This is a genomic window from Nostoc sp. C110, from assembly GCF_043099725.1.
GTDB lineage: Bacteria > Cyanobacteriota > Cyanobacteriia > Cyanobacteriales > Nostocaceae > Nostoc > Nostoc muscorum_A.
Window position 1 is genome coordinate 5813883 of record NZ_CP171148.1, and the last position, 18798, is coordinate 5832680.

General features: G+C 43.2%; 16 protein-coding genes and 1 tRNA gene. 10 read left to right on the forward strand and 7 right to left on the reverse strand.

Annotated features, from left to right (window positions below; genetic code table 11):
• Positions 1 to 160: 160 nt before the first annotated feature.
• The 3 genes from ACFFRD_RS29820 to ACFFRD_RS29830 all read right to left on the reverse strand — a co-directional run bounded on the left by ACFFRD_RS29820 (position 161) and on the right by ACFFRD_RS29830 (position 1553).
• Positions 161 to 583 carry a DUF2442 domain-containing protein gene (locus ACFFRD_RS29820; protein WP_392479341.1) on the reverse strand — a complete coding sequence of 141 codons (423 nt, stop codon included), beginning with the start codon at positions 581 to 583 and terminating at the stop codon, positions 161 to 163.
• Complete coding sequence (locus ACFFRD_RS29825; RefSeq protein ID WP_322638988.1) at positions 576 to 821, reverse strand: DUF4160 domain-containing protein; 246 nt, start codon at positions 819 to 821, stop codon at positions 576 to 578. The genes ACFFRD_RS29820 and ACFFRD_RS29825 overlap by 8 nt, the downstream gene beginning before the upstream one ends.
• 75 nt (positions 822 to 896) lie before the next feature.
• Positions 897 to 1553, reverse strand: a complete 657-nt coding sequence (locus tag ACFFRD_RS29830; protein WP_392479343.1) for a TetR family transcriptional regulator — start codon at positions 1551 to 1553, stop codon at positions 897 to 899.
• A gap of 335 nt (positions 1554 to 1888) precedes the next feature.
• Between ACFFRD_RS29830 and ACFFRD_RS29835 the strand changes: the two genes are divergently transcribed.
• Complete coding sequence (locus tag ACFFRD_RS29835; protein ID WP_392479344.1) at positions 1889 to 2842, forward strand: Rieske 2Fe-2S domain-containing protein; 954 nt, start codon at positions 1889 to 1891, stop codon at positions 2840 to 2842.
• 70 nt (positions 2843 to 2912) lie between these two features.
• Positions 2913 to 4277 carry a cytochrome P450 gene (locus ACFFRD_RS29840; RefSeq protein WP_392479345.1) on the forward strand — a complete coding sequence of 455 codons (1365 nt, stop codon included), beginning with the start codon at positions 2913 to 2915 and terminating at the stop codon, positions 4275 to 4277.
• Positions 4278 to 4595: 318 nt separating this feature from the next.
• Here ACFFRD_RS29840 and ACFFRD_RS29845 read toward each other — a convergent pair whose 3' ends face one another.
• Positions 4596 to 5507, reverse strand: coding sequence for a CoB--CoM heterodisulfide reductase iron-sulfur subunit B family protein (locus ACFFRD_RS29845; RefSeq protein ID WP_114085684.1), 912 nt, complete (start codon positions 5505 to 5507; stop codon positions 4596 to 4598).
• A gap of 422 nt (positions 5508 to 5929) precedes the next feature.
• On the opposite strand from ACFFRD_RS29845, the gene acpP reads away from it, so the two are divergent.
• The 4 genes from acpP to ACFFRD_RS29865 all read left to right on the forward strand — a co-directional run bounded on the left by acpP (position 5930) and on the right by ACFFRD_RS29865 (position 11814).
• Positions 5930 to 6184 (forward strand): acyl carrier protein, encoded by a 255-nt coding sequence (gene acpP, locus ACFFRD_RS29850; RefSeq protein WP_012410880.1) that lies wholly within the window; start codon positions 5930 to 5932, stop codon positions 6182 to 6184.
• A 294-nt stretch (positions 6185 to 6478) separates the two neighbouring features.
• A complete protein-coding gene (fabF, locus tag ACFFRD_RS29855; protein ID WP_163930239.1) occupies positions 6479 to 7729 on the forward strand; it encodes a beta-ketoacyl-ACP synthase II in 1251 nt (416 codons plus the stop codon).
• Between the two features lie 327 nt (positions 7730 to 8056).
• The gene (tkt, locus tag ACFFRD_RS29860; protein WP_392479347.1) at positions 8057 to 10084 is read left to right on the forward strand and encodes a transketolase; all 2028 of its coding nucleotides are present in this window, start codon (positions 8057 to 8059) and stop codon (positions 10082 to 10084) included.
• Positions 10085 to 10467: 383 nt separating this feature from the next.
• On the forward strand, positions 10468 to 11814 hold the full coding sequence (locus ACFFRD_RS29865) for a serine hydrolase (protein ID WP_392479349.1): 1347 nt from the start codon (positions 10468 to 10470) through the stop codon (positions 11812 to 11814).
• Between the two features lie 167 nt (positions 11815 to 11981).
• Here the strand turns inward: ACFFRD_RS29865 and ACFFRD_RS29870 are convergent, their stop codons facing one another.
• From ACFFRD_RS29870 to psbD, 3 genes are all read right to left on the reverse strand, one after another.
• Positions 11982 to 13691, reverse strand: coding sequence for an iron uptake porin (locus ACFFRD_RS29870; RefSeq protein WP_392479351.1), 1710 nt, complete (start codon positions 13689 to 13691; stop codon positions 11982 to 11984).
• Positions 13692 to 14346: 655 nt separating this feature from the next.
• A complete protein-coding gene (locus ACFFRD_RS29875) occupies positions 14347 to 14628 on the reverse strand; it encodes a 4a-hydroxytetrahydrobiopterin dehydratase (protein ID WP_392479352.1) in 282 nt (93 codons plus the stop codon).
• Between the two features lie 754 nt (positions 14629 to 15382).
• Positions 15383 to 16438, reverse strand: coding sequence for a photosystem II D2 protein (photosystem q(a) protein) (gene psbD, locus ACFFRD_RS29880; protein ID WP_012409998.1), 1056 nt, complete (start codon positions 16436 to 16438; stop codon positions 15383 to 15385).
• 346 nt (positions 16439 to 16784) lie between these two features.
• Here psbD and ACFFRD_RS29885 point away from each other — a divergent pair, with 346 nt between their 5' ends.
• From ACFFRD_RS29885 to ACFFRD_RS29900, 4 genes are all read left to right on the forward strand, one after another.
• Positions 16785 to 17057, forward strand: coding sequence for a hypothetical protein (locus ACFFRD_RS29885; protein ID WP_012410874.1), 273 nt, complete (start codon positions 16785 to 16787; stop codon positions 17055 to 17057).
• A gap of 13 nt (positions 17058 to 17070) precedes the next feature.
• The gene (locus tag ACFFRD_RS29890) at positions 17071 to 17748 is read left to right on the forward strand and encodes an ABC transporter ATP-binding protein (RefSeq protein ID WP_114082780.1); all 678 of its coding nucleotides are present in this window, start codon (positions 17071 to 17073) and stop codon (positions 17746 to 17748) included.
• A gap of 271 nt (positions 17749 to 18019) precedes the next feature.
• Positions 18020 to 18571 (forward strand): NYN domain-containing protein, encoded by a 552-nt coding sequence (locus tag ACFFRD_RS29895; RefSeq protein ID WP_114082779.1) that lies wholly within the window; start codon positions 18020 to 18022, stop codon positions 18569 to 18571.
• A 146-nt stretch (positions 18572 to 18717) separates the two neighbouring features.
• Positions 18718 to 18789, forward strand: a tRNA-Asn gene (locus ACFFRD_RS29900).
• The last annotated feature ends 9 nt before the right edge of the window (positions 18790 to 18798 follow it).

Consider the following 18798-nt stretch of genomic DNA (forward strand, 5'->3'; position numbering starts at 1 on the left):
AACCAGAACTCCTATCTATAATCTCAAGGCTTATTTAATCCTCGCTAACTCTACACCCCAGGTTTAAATGCGATCGCTAAGTTAATTTGATCATTCGTAAGCGATCGCCAGATTTAGTTTTAGTAAGTCAAGCTTCATCTGCATCAATAGCCAGTACAATTTATTTTCGGGGATGACCACCCTTTGTACCATTTAGTTGAGATGCTTCTGATTTTGCAGCAGAAGTAGAACTTCCACCTTTTCTAGCAAGTTCAGCCATCCATTTTTTAGTTCCAAATATTCCATTCATCAAAGCAGGAATACTCAAATCTACATCTAGGGTTTTCCAATGTAATCCTTCACCAGAAGGTGTTACCTCTACTTCTGCTAAGTCCTTGACTGAAGCACCCGCTAGTCCTTCTCCTTCCTCTGAAGGAAATCCAAACATAGATTTGTTGGACAAGAAAACTATAATCATTCCTAAATAAGCGTCATAAAAAGCACGAGTAGCCCGTGGTTCAGATGTGGCGATCGCATCTGACTTTGCTCTCGCATTGGCTAGCTTTTCTTTTAATTCTTCTGTAGCCGCAATCTTTTTAACCATGATATTCCCGCCACTTTTTTAGTAGTTCCAATTGGTGATCAGCAACTAACTGTAAAGCTTTCACCGCATCTTTATCACTCATTCCTGGGGATACCCAAACCCACTCTGGAGCTAGGTTTTCATCTCCTATATTGATTTTTGCCTCTCCGCCCCCTTTAAAAACATGGACATGAGCAGGAATATGATCGTTAAGGTAGATACGAACCTCGAAACCGCCTTTTCTTAAAATTGTTGGCATTTGATATCTTAATTTTATCAGATATAACCTAAGCGCTTGGGTTTATCAATAGATTGACTATCCAATATTCAATCCTTAATTCTCACTACGTAGCACACCAGCCAAAATAAAATTAACTGCTGCTTGAGTATGCTGCTCAATCATTTCTGGACTCAATAGTTGCAAATCGGGTCTAGTATGCTTGATGTTTTCGTAAGCGTTGAAGTATAAATTACAAACCCCAATAATATGCAGGGTGGTGAGAAATGGATCGATCTGACGGAAACAACCTTCTGCCATTCCCCGCTCTAAAATTTTGATGAGATAGCTAAAATTTTCTTGCCAATTTGCCTGTTTGAAATACTTTCCCTGATTTTGGTTGGCTTCTTGAAACCAAAGCATTCCCCGGTGCGGGTGAGCAGCTTCGTAAGCGATCGCTTCTTTAACTAATACCTTCAACGCCTCCTCTGGTGGGAACTGATCCAAATTTAGCTGCTCAAACCCTTCGTGCAGCTCCACCGCAGGACGTTGCAGAACAGCTTCATATAGTCCTTCCTTGCTCTGGAAGTAGTAGTAAATCATCGCTGTGGTGACACCTGAACCTCTAGCGATCGCTCCTGTCCGCGCCCCACTAAGTCCATTTCTGGCAAACTCTGCTTCCGCTGCATCGAGAATCTGCTTTTTCGTCACTTCTGCATCACGCACCTGACGCGGCTTTTTAGCTGAAAATTTTGACTGTGTTGAACGACCCACGTTGCTCCATCATCATAACGAAAATATATTAACTAAAAAATTGGTTAGTAGTTGACATAGAAAATGAAATTTATTACATTAATATCAATTAACTAAAAGTTTAGTTAGTTGTGTAATTCATTCATGCAGTAGCCGAAGTTAGCCAAGTAAATGCTTGGTAGTGTTAGTTCATCCATTGCAGATAAGACTTTAATTTCCCAATTCACATTCAAAATAGCAATGTAGGGCAAGTGACACCAGCTTGTCCACAACTTTTAATTTCCAAGATTGCGTTACCTTTTGCTAACGCATCTATCGAATTTCAATAAATAACTTTTCAATATTTTGGAGGAAAAATGGAACCAATTTTACCAGGTGCGCCTTGGTTAATCGCGCACAAATCTATATTGGGAGTGAATAAACCTAATAAAATAACTTTAAACGGACAGGATTATGTCATTTGGCAAAACAAAAAAGGCGAAGTATTTGCCCTTGATAACATCTGCCTCCACATGCAAGCACCCTTATCAAACGGCTGGGTTTGTCAAGAGAGAGATACTATTACTTGCCCTTTTCATGCACTAGAATTTGATGGACAAGGCAGACTACAGCAAGGAGATAAAAAAGACACTCAGCCAATCACCAAACCGTTAGAGCTAATTATTAGCAATGATTGTATCTGGACTTATGCCGGATTTGAGCCAAGATTACCAATTCCAGATTTGCATCAAAAAATTGTCGATGAATACGAATTTATCGGAGTAACTGGGGATAAAAGTATTCAGGGTGAGTTTTTGACTAACCTGATGGTTAACTATGACTATAATCACCAAAATGGTACTCATAAAGAACTATTTAAAATTACTAATTGTAATGTCAGTGCTTTTGAAGAAAAAGGATATTATGCCACAGTTAAACAAGAACTAATTAGAGCCAACAACACGCTAGGAGAAATTATCAAAAATCCTATTTTGGGAATCTTCCCTAAAACACTTTCTAACACACTAGAATATGCATTTCCTTCAACTACAGCTTTTTTTGCTAAAACGCCAATTGGTGATATTGCTCAAATTCATATTCTTTACCCTGAAACAGACAAAATCACCAAAACTTTTATTTTGATGTATTCCAAAGTCGTCAATCCTTTGATGAAATTTCTGTTTAAAAACTCAGTGTTACAAGCAGCAGCGACAGTTATTGAACAGGATACAGGTGCTGTCGAAAGTTTGTATCCTCGGCAAAAACCGAAAATTAGATTACCAAATGAAGAGATTATGTTCTACGCAGAAAAACTCTACCGCGATTGGTAATTTGGATTTGCAAAGCCTAACTAAGTTTTACAATTAAACTGTAGCTAATTACTGCTGGAGATACTCAAATATGCGGCAACTAAAATCCGCCGAGGAAATGCCTGGTAGCTATGGCTTGCCCATCTTGGGGGAGACTTTAGAAATATTTCGGGATTTAGAACTGTATCTATGGCGAAGATTCCAGCAGCATGGTTCAGTTTTTAAAACGAGCGTCATGGGGCGTAAACGTGCTTATTTAATTGGCCCTGATGCTAATCGGCTAGTGCTGGTGGAACAGGCGGAAAATATGTCGTCGCGGATTGGGTGGTATTTCTTAGAATCAACATTTGGCAACAATATTTTATTACAAGATGGAGAAGAACATCGCCTAACTCGTCGCTTGATGTATCCAGCATTTCATGGAAAAGCGATCGCTACATACTTCGACACCATTCAAAATATCGTGCAAGACTTCCTTAAAGATTGGGGAGAGCAAGGAACGATTTCCTTAAATTCTAGTTTCCGTCAGCTTACCCTGATAGTTGCGACTCGCCTATTTTTGGGAAGTCAGAACAAGAGCGAAGTTGAGCAAACCAGTCAGTGGTTTACACAACTGATAGATAGCAGTATGGCAATATTGAAATGGAATGTCCCTTTTACCTTATATGGTCGCGGTCAAAATGCTAGGAGTAAGTTAGTGGCTTTCTTGCGTCAAGAAATCGCCCAACGTATCGAGCAGGGTAACTTAGAAGAATCAAAAGATGTTTTGGGATTGCTGCTAGCAGCTGTTGATGAAGACGGCAATAAGTTGAGCGAAACACAGGTAATCAACGAAGCATTACTATTGCTGTTTGCTGGACATGAGACAACAGCCTCATTACTGACTTGGGTAATATTTGAATTAGGTAATCACCCAGAATGGCGAGAACGGCTGCGCCAAGAACAATTAGCAGTTGTGGGAAATAATCCCCTTAACCTGTCTCATCTCAAACAATTTCCACAGTTAACCAATGTACTAAAAGAAGCAGAAAGACTCTATCCGCCAGTGTATGCCTATAATCGTGGTGTCCTCAAGGATATTGAGTATGGAGGCTATCGCATCCCAGCAGGTTGGTTTGTGACTATTTCGCCTATGCTGACTCACCGTTTACCAGAACTTTACACCGAACCCGATCGCTTTGACCCCGATCGCTTTGCACCACCTCGTGAAGAAGATAAGAAACATCCCTTAGCATTAGTGGGATTTGGTCATGGTTCGCACAGTTGTTTAGGTATGGAATTTGCCCAGATGGAAATGAAAATTGTGCTTTCCACAATGCTTCGCTATTACGACTGGACAGTAAAACCGGATTATTCTGCGATCGCTCCAGTTCGCCAGCCTTCTAAAATTAAAGATACTCTACAAGCATATATTGAGCCTTTGGTGATAAAGCATCCCTTGAATAGTCAAACATAAATCTTTGATGAAACAAATCGATTTTGCATCTCTACCCAGGTTGATACTGAAAGCGTTGATTTTGTTTTAAGTTAATAGCATAAACAATCTTATGCCCCCATACGGTTTGGATAAGCATTTTTCACTTTCCTTGTGGTCTAGGTAAAGGGTAAAAGATGTATTAAAACTTTTCCCTTTAACCGAACCGTATTGTCTTATGCCCCTACCTGATAATCCAATACGGTTCAAAACAAAATCATGGGTTTTGAGACGCGATAAATCGCCGTCTCTACAATTGTTTTGGTCTTATCTGAACTGTATTGCCTGATAATCCACAAACTAAAATCCTAATTTCTCCAACACTGGCTTGGTGGAAACAACGTGCCGTTCTAAACCCAGTTCTTTTGGACTAACCCCAAGTGCTAAAGCAATCAACTGGGGTAAATGCAATACTGGTAAACCTAACTTTTGCTCAATTACCTTTTCCACCTCTGGCTGACGCGAGTCTAAATTTAAGTGGCACAGTGGACAAGGTGTAACTATACAGTCAGCACCAGATGTCAAAGCGTCCTGAATATGCATCCCCGCCATCTTGAAAGATTGGGTAGTGGCATAACTAGCAAGAGGCCAACCACAACATTGTGTCCGGCCTCGGTAATAAATTGGTGTTGCACCCACCGCCCGAAACATATTTTCCATCGCTTCTGGTTGGAACGGGTCGTCATAAGGCATGGATTTTTGGGCGCGGAGGAGATAACAGCCATAAAAAGCCGCGCATTTTAATCCAGTTAACTTCCGGGTGACACGTTTGGTAATTTCCTCTAAACCGTAATCTGTCACCAAAGCGTAGAGAAGATGTTTAACGTCAGTACTGCCGCGATAAGGCGAACAGCCTTCTTTATGCAGCAAGCCATTAACCTGTTCAATGTATGTAGGGTCAGAAGTCTTACATTCTTTCAGGTGTTCGTTTACATGACCAATAACACCTTGACAAGTACTGCAATGGGTAAGTAAGGGCAAATTTAATTCTTCTGCTAGGGCGATATTTCTCGCGTTGACTGTATCTTCTAACAGTTGAGAATCTTCTTTGAATGTGCCCGAACCACAGCAAGCAGCTTTTTTAAGTTCAACCAATTCAATACCTAGTGCTTTGGTAAGGGCTTGAGTTGACTGGTAAAGTTCCCGACAGGCCCCTTGAGCAACACAACCAGGGAAATAAGCGTACTTGAGTTTGAGTGTCTGAGATAGCATAGAGGTATATTTGGGTTAGAGCGATCGCTCTAAACAATAACTGTTTTATTACTTCCTTGTTAGCACCAAAATTATGATGTTTGACCTTCAGCGATTCTTTAACCATCTAGGTTCAAAGCCGCAGCGTCTAAATATTCTGATTGCTAGCATGGCTGTAAATACCGATGAGACATTGTAAAAAAATTTAGCAATAATTGACAATCAAAGCATTTACACGGTATTGGCGATGGTGTAGCCCGCTCCCAGAAACAACTGTTCCCAGAAAATTTACCCTATTCTTTTGAGGAACAGGAGAGGTTTTCTAACAGAAAAACTCTTGGTAGTATACGGGCGATCGCGCTTGACGATAAGATGTATATGCTCAAAACAATGTCTTCTCTAAAGAGTAGATCCTAGCAACTGGTTAAGGACTTTTATTATTTATGAGCCAAACGGAACTTTTTGAAAAGGTCAAGAAAATCGTCATCGAACAACTGAGTGTTGAAGATGCTTCCAAAATCACTCCACAAGCTAAGTTTATGGAAGATTTAGGAGCTGATTCCCTGGATACTGTTGAACTCGTGATGGCTTTGGAAGAAGAATTTGATATCGAAATTCCCGACGAAGCTGCCGAGCAGATTGTATCGGTTCAAGACGCAGTAGATTACATCAATAACAAAGTTGCTGCATCAGCTTAAAAAAAGTTTTGAGTCTCTGTTCGCCCTTGCAGTCTCCTATTGGGAGAAGTTCAGATGGCTTTGTCTCGCTCCCTCTGGGCGTTTATGGCAAAAACCACTGCTTTAACTTTTAACTGAGTGCTGAACAGTTAAAAGTTTAGGAGTTAGAGTTTTCGGAGGCAAAAGTTCGGAGTTTTCTCCATCTTTGGGTGCTTCCAAAACTCAGAACTCAGGACGGGCTAAACCTTAGCTATCCGCTAACATAACTCAGCACTGTTTAATGCCTGCTGCTTTTTCGCCACCTTTAACTGAATCATGACAGATCATACACGTAAACGCGTTGTTGTAACTGGTGTTGGCGCGATTACACCGATAGGTAACACAGCAACAGAATATTGGGATGGATTATTAAGTGGACGCAATGGCATTGACTACATCACATTTTTTGATGCGTCTAGCCATGATTGCCGCATTGCTGGTGAGGTAAAAAACTTCGATCCACATGATTACTTGGAGCGCAAAGATGCCAAGCGCATGGATCGATTTGCCCAATTTGGGGTTTCAGCAGCAAAACAAGCTATAGCTAACGCGCAGTTAGTTATTAATGAACTGAATGCAGAACAGGTAGGTGTCATGATCGGTTCTGGCGTTGGCGGCATTAAGGTATTAGAAGACCAGCAAACGATCTACCTCAACCGTGGGCCCGATCGCTGTAGTCCATTCATGATACCGATGATGATCGCTAATATGGCAGCAGGATTGACGGCAATTCACACGGGTGCTAAAGGGCCTAATTCCTGCCCTGTAACTGCCTGCGCTGCTGGATCTAATGCTGTAGGCGATGCGTTCCGCTTAATTCAAGGGGGATATGCCAAAGCAATGATTTGCGGCGGAACAGAGGCAGCTGTGACACCATTATCAATGGCTGGGTTTGCTGCCTGCAAAGCCCTTTCTTTTCGCAATGACGATCCGGCTCATGCTTGCCGCCCCTTTGACCGCGATCGCAACGGATTTATATTAGGTGAAGGTTCAGGAATTTTAATTCTAGAAGAACTGCAACACGCCCTAAGTCGCGGCGCTCACATTTATGCCGAAATGATCGGCTATGGTATGACCTGTGACGCATACCATATCACTTCCCCCGTCCCTGGCGGATTAGGTGCAGCGAGAGCCATAGAACTGGCGCTCAAAGATGCTAATATAACCCCCGAACAAATTAGCTACATTAATGCCCACGGCACTAGTACCCCGGCGAATGATTCAACTGAAACCTCAGCCATCAAAAAAGCCTTGGGAGAACACGCCTATAAGGTGGCAATTAGTTCAACCAAATCGATGACAGGTCATTTATTAGGCGGTTCTGGAGGTATTGAAGCTGTGGCAACAGTACTAGCGATCGCTAATGACCAAATTCCACCGACAATTAATCTGGAAAATCCCGATCCAGAATGTGACCTAGATTACGTGCCTAACTACAGCCGCGCTCAAAAAGTCGAGGTGGCAATATCCAATTCTTTTGGGTTTGGCGGTCATAATGTCACACTGGCCTTTAAGAAATACGTTTAAAAGAAGTCAGGAGGCAGGAGGCAGAAGGCAGAATTCAGAATTCAGAATTCTGAATTCAGTAGTTTAATCCGACTCTGCTCGTTTGCCCAATGCCCTTTGCCCAATGCCCCATGCCCAATGCCCAAAGTATCAGAAATATCATTCCGATATAACTTAAGCGTTCAGCATGACCCAATTATCAGCTTGATTTATCACCATAAACTCAGGAGATCCCGCTTGTCCATCGACAAGCGGGAGTGGGATGATGAGGATACTGTGGGGAATCTAAAATAACCCCAGCAAGAGAAGCTACGAAGAGTGCTAACCCGTCGTTAAAAACAAGAGATTATGACTGTTGCAACCCAATCCGCCAAAGAATTGTCCGTCGAAGAACTGGCTATTAACTCGATCCGCTTCTTGGCTATTGATGCCGTAGAAAAGGCAAAATCGGGACACCCAGGACTACCAATGGGCGCGGCTCCGATGGCTTTTGTCCTCTGGGATCGCTTTTTGAAGTTTAATCCCAAGAATCCCAAGTGGTTTAACCGCGATCGCTTTGTATTGTCTGCCGGTCATGGCTCGATGTTGCAGTACGCCCTACTGTACCTGACAGGCTACGATAGCGTCACCATTGAAGATATCAAACAATTCCGTCAATGGGAATCCAAAACCCCTGGACACCCCGAAAACTTCATGACCCCAGGCGTGGAAGTCACAACTGGCCCCTTGGGTCAAGGAATTGCCAATGGAGTTGGTTTAGCGATCGCCGAAGCGCACCTTGCCGCTAAATACAACAAACCTGATACCAAAATTGTTGACCATTACACTTACGTAATTTTAGGTGATGGTTGCAACATGGAAGGTATTTCTGGTGAAGCTGCTTCTTTCGCAGGACACTTGGGATTAGGCAAACTCATCGCTCTGTACGACGACAACCACATTTCCATCGACGGTTCCACAGATGTAGCATTCACCGAAGATGTTTCCAAGCGGTTTGAAGCTTACGGTTGGCACGTTCTCCACGTTGAAGACGGCAATACCGATTTAGCAGCGATCGCCAAAGCAATTGAAGAAGCTAAAGCTGTCACCGATAAACCATCAATGATTAAGGTGACAACCACAATTGGTTATGGTTCTCCCAACAAACAAAACACTGCTGGTATTCACGGTGCTGCTTTGGGTGGAGACGAAATAGCCTTGACTCGGAAAAATTTGGGTTGGGAATACGAGCCTTTTGATGTTCCACAAGAAGCCCTCAACCACACACGCAAAGCAGTTGAACGCGGCGCAGGTTACGAAACCGAATGGAACAAAACATTTGCCGACTACAAAGCTAAGTATCCCCAAGAAGCGGCTGAATTTGAACGCTACCTAAGCGGTAAGCTACCTGATGGTTGGGATAAGGTACTACCCACCTACAGCCCCGAAGACAAAGGATTGCCTACCCGCAAACACTCAGAAACCTGCCTCAACAAAATAGCGGCAGCTTTACCTGAATTGATTGGTGGTTCGGCTGACTTAACCCACTCCAACTTGACCGAAATCAAGGGCAAGGGCGACTTCCAAAAAGGGAACTACGAAAACCCCAACATCCACTTTGGTGTGCGGGAACATGCTATGGGCGCAATCTGTAATGGTATAGCGCTGCACACTTCAGGATTAATTCCCTACGGTGCTACCTTCTTAATCTTCACAGATTATATGCGTGCTGCCATCCGCTTATCCGCCCTTTCTCAAGCTGGCGCGATTTGGGTGATGACTCACGATTCCATTGGACAAGGTGAAGATGGCCCCACACACCAACCCATTGAAACTCTGGCTTCTTTGCGAGCCATTCCTAATTTATTAGTGTTTCGTCCCGCAGACGGTAACGAAACCTCTGGTGCTTATAAAGTAGCGATCGAGAAAGCGAAGGAAAATGCTCCATCTCTATTGGCATTCACTCGTCAAAACGTCCCCAACTTGGCAGGTACATCAATTGAAGGCGTAGCAAAGGGTGGATACACCGTAGTAGATAGCGAAGGTACACCTGAAATCATCTTGATTGGTACTGGTTCAGAATTGAGCCTCGCCGTCGGCGCAGCCGAAAAACTCAAGGCTGAAGGTAAGAAAGTCCGTGTTGTCTCACTACCTTCATGGGAACTCTTTGAAGCACAGGATGCAGCTTATAAAGAGTCTGTTCTACCAAAAGCAGTCACCAAGCGTTTGTCTGTAGAAGCTGCTAGCAGTTTTGGTTGGCACAAATATGTTGGTACTGAAGGCGATTGCGTTAGTATCGATCGCTTTGGTGCTTCGGCTCCAGGTAATGTTTGTCTAGAGAAGTTTGGCTTTAGCGTTGATAATGTGTTAGCAAAGGCTAAACAATTGTTGGGTTAATAGCAACAGAATATTCTCAAAATGTTGTGAGGTGGGCATCTTGCCCGCCTTTTTTTACGCGGAGGGAGATTGTTCATATAGCGATCGCCAAGGCAGCGCTCTTTTCTACTCGCCTTTAGATTCAGTGTATAAATAGCCTATTGTCAAATACTAGTTAAATTAAATACTTGTAACTGATGTTTTTTGAATTCAGAAGTCAGAATGGGCTAAACACCCTGCTACCGCTATCCGCCAGTCACACAGAATTAAATTCTGAATTCTGGCTCCTGACTCCTGAATTCTGTTTTGATAAATCAATAATTGAAAATTTTTTTGATCTGTGTGCTTTAATAGTGGGCGGCTTTTGTTCGTTCATGAATTTTCATCACACAAAACGATCACCGATGCTCCTCACACACAAAGAAAACTTTTTAAAATTTAGCTGGCTTCTACCCAGTTTCTTCAGCTTGTTCCTGTTTGGCTCCACTGTCAAAGCTGCTGCGATCGCTAATTGGCATTTTGATAGCAATCGTAATCATCTAGATTTTACGACAGACGAGAATATTCAACCCAAAGTACAATTACTTACCAATCCAACCCGTCTGGTAATTGATTTACCTGGAGTCAAACTAGGATATCCACAGACTAGTCAAAGAGTGGGGTTAGTAATTAAAGATATTAGCATCGGGCAGTTTAATACAGATACTACCCGTATGGTAGTTACTTTAGCACCCAATTATACTTTCGACTTAGCACAGGTGAAGCTGCAAGAGGAATCTCTCAATCATTGGTCTGTGAAGTTACCCAAGCCGATACAATTGACTGCAACCCGGCCAAACATTTTAGAAATAACTCCTACTCAATCGATTATTTCTCCAGCAGTAAGTGATAATAGCACTCTGTTTGCTGGCGTAGTTCCAATGCATTCACCGATGAAAGCGCTGGAACCGCAGATTAAAGCCTTGATGAATCGTTACAGCTTCCTGAAAACAGGAATGTTTTTCCTGGATTTGGATACTGGGGATTATTTGGATGTTGGGGGCGATCGCGTTTTCCCCGCAGCTAGTACGATTAAATTGCCAATTCTCATCGCCTTTTTCCAAGATTTAGATGCGGGTAAAGTCACCCTTCAGGAAAACCTGACTATGCGACGTGACTTAGTAACCAATGGTTCTGGAAGTATGCAGTATGAGCGAGTTGGCAAGAAGTATACAGCTTTGGAAACCATCACTAAGATGATAACCATTAGTGACAATACCGCCACCAATATGGTTATCGATCGCTTAGGTGGAGCTACAAAACTAAATCAGCGGTTCCGTAACTGGGGACTGAAAGACACAGTAATTCGGCATCTTTTGGCTGACTTGAGAGGAACCAACACCACAAGTTCTCAAGATATGGCGCGAGTGCTGGCTTTAGTTGTGAATAACAAGCTAGTTTCTCCGCAAAGCCGAGAGCAAGCTTTGGATATTCTGCGTCACACTACAATTCACACACTGCTTCCCGCCGGTTTGGGGAAAGGTGCAGTCATAGCCAACAAAACCGGAGATATTGGGTTTCTCATCGGCGATGCCGGATTTGTGAGTATGCCAAATGGAAAACGTTATTTAGCGGCTATCTTCGTCACACGTCCCTATAAGGACACTAGGGGGAGGGACTTTATCCGTCAAGTTTCCCAACTAGTTTACGATTATCTGAATCAGACAAATCCAGTCGCTGCGGTTGGTTCGCCTAACAGTGCTACGAGATAGAAGACGCGATCTGTTACTTTGAGTGAACGTAGGGACGCAAGGCCTTGCGCCCCTACTATACCCCGGTTAATCACTGGGGTTTATCCATTGCTGCTACTCAAAATAAAAAACCCCGCCTGATGGCGGGGAAAAATAAAGTTCTAAATTATCAATGGATAGTCAACAGTCTAGAAGGTGAAAGTTGTTCTGAGTGTACCGATAATTGCATCATCGTTAGCGCTGCTTTGACCAGGAGAGGTCAACCAAATTACGCCAGGGGTAATAGAGATGTTATCCGATACGCGATATTTGTAAAAGCCTTCAAAGTGATATGGTATATCATTACCAGCAGCAACACCTGTTCGGTTAAAGGAGTAGGGTTCTGCACCTGCAAAAATACCTAAAACGTTACCCTTTTTACCGAAATCAGGTAAGGCTACCCCTAAACCATAGCTCCAAGCTTCATAATCATCACCTACACCGAAGCCAGTCACATCGTGGTAAGAGACGAAGCCACTAACGGATAGTTTGTCGCTGGGTCTAAACGCAGCTGACACACCGTAGGAGTTGCTGGAACCTGCACCTAGTAGAGTGTTTGCTTGTCCAGTACCTACTGCAACAATATCTCCATCTGTCGTAGAACCAGAGTTAAATAAAGCACCACCTGCGCTATATCCGTGGACGTAGGTAGCAGCTAAAGCCAAGCGATCGCCAACACTAAAGTTCAACTGTCCTAATGCAGCATAATCGCCGTTAGTCAGACCGGAACTTAGAGCAGGATCATTAGCTTGTGATGCCAAGTAACCAGCAGTGATTGAGCTATTTCCCAAAAGACCCTGACCTCTACCAAGAGGTAGATTGAGCGCTATACCTGCACCGCCACCAATCCGATAGATGGGACTTTCAGAAGCAAAGGTGGATAAAGCGCCGTTACCGCCATCAGTGTTGTCGAAAAAGTAAGGATTGTTGACAGCAGCATAATGGCTGTGTCGTCCACCACTGGCTGCCAAGTATACATTGGCTGGGCCTACGGGAACTTCATAGGTCAATCGGTCTATCCGAACAGCGTTGTTACCAGTGCTACCGATTTCAAATGTTTGTGTGCCTTCAGCAGTGTTGATCGCACCACCAGCGTTATCAAATTGTGTGAAAGCTGTTGCATTCCCTGCTGCGAGACGAGTATGTAAAATGTCTCTACCAGTGAAGCTGGTTTGCAAGTCTAAACGTACCCGATCTTGGAAGACTGTATTGTTGTTGTCACCAGTGTTACCACCAAACACATCAGTAACGGCAAAAATGGCTTCACCGACTAGTTTTGTAGTGGTGGAGAACTGATTCGCTTCCAATTCAGCAGTCCGCGCTTCTAGGGAATCTACGCGACCGCGTAGGGTTGCCAATTCTGCGGAAAATTCTTCTTGTAAACGCTGTAGGGTAGCTAAATCTTGTTTCGTCACCAAGTCAGCTGTTGCTGTGGCAATCAACTCGTTAACGCGATCCAAACAAGCGTTCAAACCAGCAGCAAATTCATAACGGGTCAAAGCACGATTACCACGGTAAGTGGCATTCGGATAACCTGCAATACAACCATAGCGTTCAACCAAGGACTGCAATGCTTGGAATGCCCAGTCAGTTGGTTGTACGTCGGAAAATTGCGAAACCGATGTTACTTGAGACTGAGAGTTATTTTGGTTGCCTTCGTTGCTGTAACGATTAACTTGATCTATCGTTGTTTGAGCCAACAATTCTGGCTGTTGGGCAACTTCAGCTACACCTACTTGTTTTGCTGGTGATACTTCAGTGGTTGTGTTTGGAGCCGCGATCGCTGTTGTCGAAACTAACAACGTTGCTCCCAAAACTGCTGGGCTAACCACTAGGGATTTCCATAATAGATTAGACATTTTTTCTTTACTCCTCACACCTTGTTTAGATAATTGGTTTCGTTCCACCTAATTCTCGAAAATGCGACATCTCATCGAAACCTATGGATGAGGCATAATTGCCTTACTACAATTCTAGTTTTTGCAAAGCTAATAAACGATTAACTTGGGGTTAAAAACTGATGTGATTAACTTATGCAAAAACATATCTTTATATCATAACATTATAAAACATCTGATCTAGATGGCAAGATTGGAGCGATCGGCTTAATAACTGTCACACATAGCTATCTATATATCTAAGGAGGGAGTAAAGTTTAGGGCATTTAGTTCCTACTTGGCTAAATTGCTGAAAGTCTTCTATACTTGGCATCTTGCAGATAAAAATCACTTCTTACACTTAGCCTGTAGAAGTTGCACACCAGTTTAAATCCACTGGCTCGGCCATAACAAACATAGCAAAGCCTTTCAGGAGGGTCGTTGCCTGGTATTTTTGGAATAAAAAACAAAATCAGGAATCAAGGTTTTTGAAACCCGCGAACTTTCAAGAAAAACGCATACCTTTACTCTCAATCAAGCTACGGGTTAGTTTTCCCTCATGAGTACAGATATGCGTGTTTTGTCTTTGTCGCTGTTACTTTACAGTCGCCTGGTGCAAGATATCAGAAGAAATCACTTATTTAATTTGGGAAATCGTCTGCGCGACATCAAAGTCTGCCTGTGTTAGTCCGCCTGCATCATGGGTTGTGAGTGTAATCTTCACTTTGTTGTAGGAAATCTCTATGTCTGGATGATGTCCTGCTGACTCAGCTGGTTCCACCAGTTTATTGACGAACTCAATTGCTTGGATAAAATCCTTGAATGTGCGAGTAATATACAACTTAGATTGTTCGACAGTCCAACCTGACAAAACCTTTGCCTGCTCTTGAATTTCCGTTTCCGTGAGTAGTTGTGTCATCTCAAAAAATTCCTAACTATATATTTGTTACATCTTGCATTTGACAGAAATAGACCCATTTGATTTTCCACACATAAACTATGGGAAGATCAGCTAATGCCTAATGCGTGTGTGTATATTTAAATCAGGCTTGGTAAATAAATGCTGTAGCTCACATCAGGTCATACACCAAGGTTTGATGCAAGATATTTTTAATTTTAAGAAAACTTAAACGCATTGGCTTTATCTATCGCGTGTATTGCTATCTAAGTTTTAAAAATTCACCCATAAAAAACTATCCGCTCTGATTTGGATCGGATGATCTAAATCAGAGCGGTCTAGCGGGTCTTCAGGTTGCAACCAGACTGCCGGAAGGAACTCCGAGCTTGCCTAGCTACTTGAGCTAACTTAGTATCTCAAAGATGACTAAGGCTAACTTTTAGAGAACAGCCCCGGCACACAGCCGGCTAACTGCAACCTGATGACCCACGCATTTACTACTTTCTATCATGGGCATCACCTCCTTATTGCCTAAGCGGTCTTAGTTTTAAAAGGGCAGAGATTTACTCTGGGTTCATAACCTTCACCTAACATAACACATAAATTTAGAGATATTAGCTATATATAAAAAAATCTCCCGCCTTTTGGTGGGAGATGATTGGAGAATGGGGAATATTGACACTTTATTAGCTTATGCCAAGGAGATTATTTAATCTGGCTGATGTCAATTTTCGGCAACCATAAAACTGATTCAAGTCATGATCAGCTTTTAATACTACAGAGCATTACCGCGAGGTAGAACTTCCTCAGGGAATACAAACTGTTCGTGGGGTTGATCTTGAGGAGCCATCCAAGCGCGGATACCCTCGTTCAGCAAAATGTTTTTGGTATAGAAGGTTTCAAACTCAGGGTCTTCCGCCGCCCGTAATTCTTGGGAGACGAAATCATAAGCTCGCAGGTTGAGTGCTAAACCGACGATGCCGACGGCACTCATCCACAAACCTGTGACTGGCACGAACAACATAAAGAAGTGCAACCAGCGTTTGTTTGAGAAAGCAATCCCGAAAATCTGTGACCAGAAACGGTTTGCTGTCACCATTGAATAGGTTTCTTCAGACTGGGTGGGATTGAAGGCGCGGAAGGTGTTAGCACCATCACCGTCTTCAAACAAGGTATTTTCTACCGTGGCTCCGTGAATGGCGCACAATAATGCACCACCCAATACACCAGCAACACCCATCATGTGGAAGGGGTTGAGTGTCCAGTTGTGGAAGCCTTGCAAGAATAGCAGGAACCGGAAAATTGCCGCTACGCCAAAGCTGGGAGCAAAGAACCAGCTTGATTGTCCCAAGGGGTACATCAGGAATACACTGACGAATACTGCAATGGGAGCTGAGAAGGCGAGGGCGTTATAAGGACGGATTCCTACTAGACGCGCAATTTCAAATTGCCGTAACATGAAGCCAATCAAACCAAAGGCTCCGTGTAGGGCAACGAATGGCCACAAGCCACCCAGTTGGAACCAACGGGTGAGGTCGCCTTGGGCTTCTGGGCCCCACAACAGCAATAGGGAATGTCCCATGCTGTCGGCGGGGGTGGATACTGCCACTGTGAGGAAGTTAGCACCTTCTAGGTATGAGGAGGCTAATCCGTGGGTATACCAAGAGGTGACGAAGGTGGTGCCGGTCAGCCAACCGCCTAGTGCTAGGAAGGCGCAGGGGAACAATAGTATCCCTGACCAACCTACGAATACGAAGCGATCGCGCTTGAGCCAGTCGTCTAGAACGTCAAACCACCCTCTACTGGGCGCACGTCCAACTGCGATGGTCATTAGAGCAAATCTCCAAATGTTTATAAGTACAGGTTGTATCTGTATTATAGATGGCTAAATAAAAGCCTTCTATAAGCAGAAAGTTAACCGGGTTGTTAACCAAGTTTACAATTTTTTACACACCTTTAATCATATTAGGTGTAAATCGTTAATTTTTCTAGGGGTTTTGTAATAAAAATTAATTTTTTGTCCAGATGAGGTAGATAAAGCAGAGGAACAGAGAGGAAAGAGGTAATTCTAATTCTCCCCCTTGTTCCCTGCCCCTCTGCCTCTTCCAATGCCCTTTTCCCTAGAATCACTCAGCTGACGCTAAAATGAGTCCACAGTTAAATTTGATTATTGCTAAATGTTTACCATCGATTTAAGCATCAGAAACACTGCTTTCCCTATTTCGGTACAACGTAAGTCAGCAGAGGATGCTGAGGCTGTCTATCAGCTAATTTTGGCAGCAATCCGTTCTGGGAATCCTGACATTGTGGAACTCAAGTGTGAGGGCAAGACAGAGAAAAAAATTGCTGTCCGCGCTAGTGAAATTTCTGGGGTGCAGATTGTTCAGAAAGATGGTACAACCCCTGGTGGTGGCAGACCACCTGGATTTTTCGCTGTAGCTGCTGAGTAACCAAGGTTGACAAATGGCTCAAGTGGGCATTGAGGTCAAGGATTTAAATTTCAGTTGGCCAAATGGAGAGAAAGTTATCAAATCTTGCTCTTTAGAAGTACCCAAGGGTGAGTTTTGGATGCTCTTGGGTACAAATGGCAGTGGAAAATCAACGTTACTTAGACTGCTGGCAGGGTTATTGGCTCCTGAATCTGGGGAAATTCGGGTTTTGCACCCCGTTGGCTTTGTTTTCCAAAATCCAGACCATCAACTAGTGATGCCAACGGTTGGTGCTGATGTGGCTTTTGGATTGGTGGAAGAAAAGTTGCCACCTGCTGCCACTAGAGCCAGGGTTGAGGAGGCGCTGGGAGCGGTGAATTTGCTTACCCTCCAACGACGACCTATTTATGCACTCTCTGGGGGACAGAAACAACGAGTAGCGATCGCAGGTGCGATCGCCCGTCGCTGTGAAGTCTTATTATTAGATGAACCCACTGCCTTACTAGATCCAGATAGCCAGTTAGATTTAGTTGCTAGTGTCCGTCGCCTTGTCAAAAGTCGAGGGATAACAGCCTTGTGGGTAACACATCGATTAGACGAGTTAAATTACTGTGACGGCGCTTTTTTGCTAGAAAAAGGCTCTCTGGTAGATAAAGGTGAAGCCCAACGCCTTAAACAACGTCTGATGGAGGTACACAGCGAAGCATCTTAATTGAGTGCTGAGTAATGAGTGCTGAGTAATGAGTAATGAGTGAATAAGTACAATGAATTGTACTTAGCACTCCTGAATACTACTAAGAAAGAACTGTAACGCGCCTTTATTTAAAAGGCGCGTTTTAAGTTGGTGCGTCTATCTTAGGTTGTAGTTTTGTGAGGTTGCCGTATTTTTTATTCTGTGTAGCATAGTGTTACAGACAATGCATCAATTATTATAAAACTTATGAATGAATTTTGTTAACTCTAGAAAATTGTGATTAAAAACCATGCCCCGTTCCTTACTCCAAGCCGTTTTGTTAGTGGACGGCTACAATATAATAGGCGCTTGGCCTTGCCTTAAAAAAACGCGTGATAGCGTTGGATTAGAGGCCGCACGGGGCGAACTTGTGGAAGCAATGACTGGTTATAGTGCGTTTCAAGGTTATACAACTCAGATAGTTTTTGATGCCCAATATCAGAATTCTTCTAGCAATAAAGAAATAATTACTGAGCTTTTATCAGTTTATTACACTGATTTTGGGCAGACGGCAGATACTTACATTGAAAAATCCTGTGCTTCTTTTCGTCACCAAATAGCCCAATCTTTAATTTCTCGTGTGATTGTTGCTACATCAGATCGGGCGCAGCAATTGATGATACAGGGGTATGGGGCTGAATGGTTGTCGGCGCAACAACTTTGTGGGGAAGTGGAAGCTACTGTCTGCCGGATGCGACAAAAGTATCATACGCGCAAGCAATCGAAGAGTAGATTTTTAGCTAATGCTATTGATGCTAAAGCACGGCAGCGTCTGGCTGAATTACGAATGGGATTACAGTAGATAATCTAGTATCTAAGAGTCTCTGCTTAAGTTCCTGAATGGATTTTGGCTTCAAAAATTATCTAAATTAAGCATCTAAAAAAAAATATTGGCGAAAGTACTTGCCAAATCTTATTTTTAGCCCTACTATTATAAATCGTGAGTGGTCCTCAGTAGCTCAGTGGTAGAGCGATCGACTGTTAATCGATTGGTCGCTGGTTCGAATCCAGCCTGGGGAGTTTATCAAT

Coding starts and splice junctions, on each gene's coding strand:
- ACFFRD_RS29820 (WP_392479341.1), bottom strand. CDS start 583: ATGGTTAAAAAGATTGCGGCTACAGAAGAATTAAAAGAAAAGCTAGCC.
- ACFFRD_RS29825 (WP_322638988.1), bottom strand. CDS start 821: ATGCCAACAATTTTAAGAAAAGGCGGTTTCGAGGTTCGTATCTACCTT.
- ACFFRD_RS29835 (WP_392479344.1), top strand. CDS start 1,889: ATGGAACCAATTTTACCAGGTGCGCCTTGGTTAATCGCGCACAAATCT.
- ACFFRD_RS29840 (WP_392479345.1), top strand. CDS start 2,913: ATGCGGCAACTAAAATCCGCCGAGGAAATGCCTGGTAGCTATGGCTTG.
- ACFFRD_RS29845 (WP_114085684.1), bottom strand. CDS start 5,507: ATGCTATCTCAGACACTCAAACTCAAGTACGCTTATTTCCCTGGTTGT.
- acpP (WP_012410880.1), top strand. CDS start 5,930: ATGAGCCAAACGGAACTTTTTGAAAAGGTCAAGAAAATCGTCATCGAA.
- fabF (WP_163930239.1), top strand. CDS start 6,479: ATGACAGATCATACACGTAAACGCGTTGTTGTAACTGGTGTTGGCGCG.
- tkt (WP_392479347.1), top strand. CDS start 8,057: ATGACTGTTGCAACCCAATCCGCCAAAGAATTGTCCGTCGAAGAACTG.
- ACFFRD_RS29865 (WP_392479349.1), top strand. CDS start 10,468: ATGCTCCTCACACACAAAGAAAACTTTTTAAAATTTAGCTGGCTTCTA.
- ACFFRD_RS29870 (WP_392479351.1), bottom strand. CDS start 13,691: ATGTCTAATCTATTATGGAAATCCCTAGTGGTTAGCCCAGCAGTTTTG.
- ACFFRD_RS29875 (WP_392479352.1), bottom strand. CDS start 14,628: ATGACACAACTACTCACGGAAACGGAAATTCAAGAGCAGGCAAAGGTT.
- psbD (WP_012409998.1), bottom strand. CDS start 16,438: ATGACCATCGCAGTTGGACGTGCGCCCAGTAGAGGGTGGTTTGACGTT.
- ACFFRD_RS29885 (WP_012410874.1), top strand. CDS start 16,785: ATGTTTACCATCGATTTAAGCATCAGAAACACTGCTTTCCCTATTTCG.
- ACFFRD_RS29890 (WP_114082780.1), top strand. CDS start 17,071: ATGGCTCAAGTGGGCATTGAGGTCAAGGATTTAAATTTCAGTTGGCCA.
- ACFFRD_RS29895 (WP_114082779.1), top strand. CDS start 18,020: ATGCCCCGTTCCTTACTCCAAGCCGTTTTGTTAGTGGACGGCTACAAT.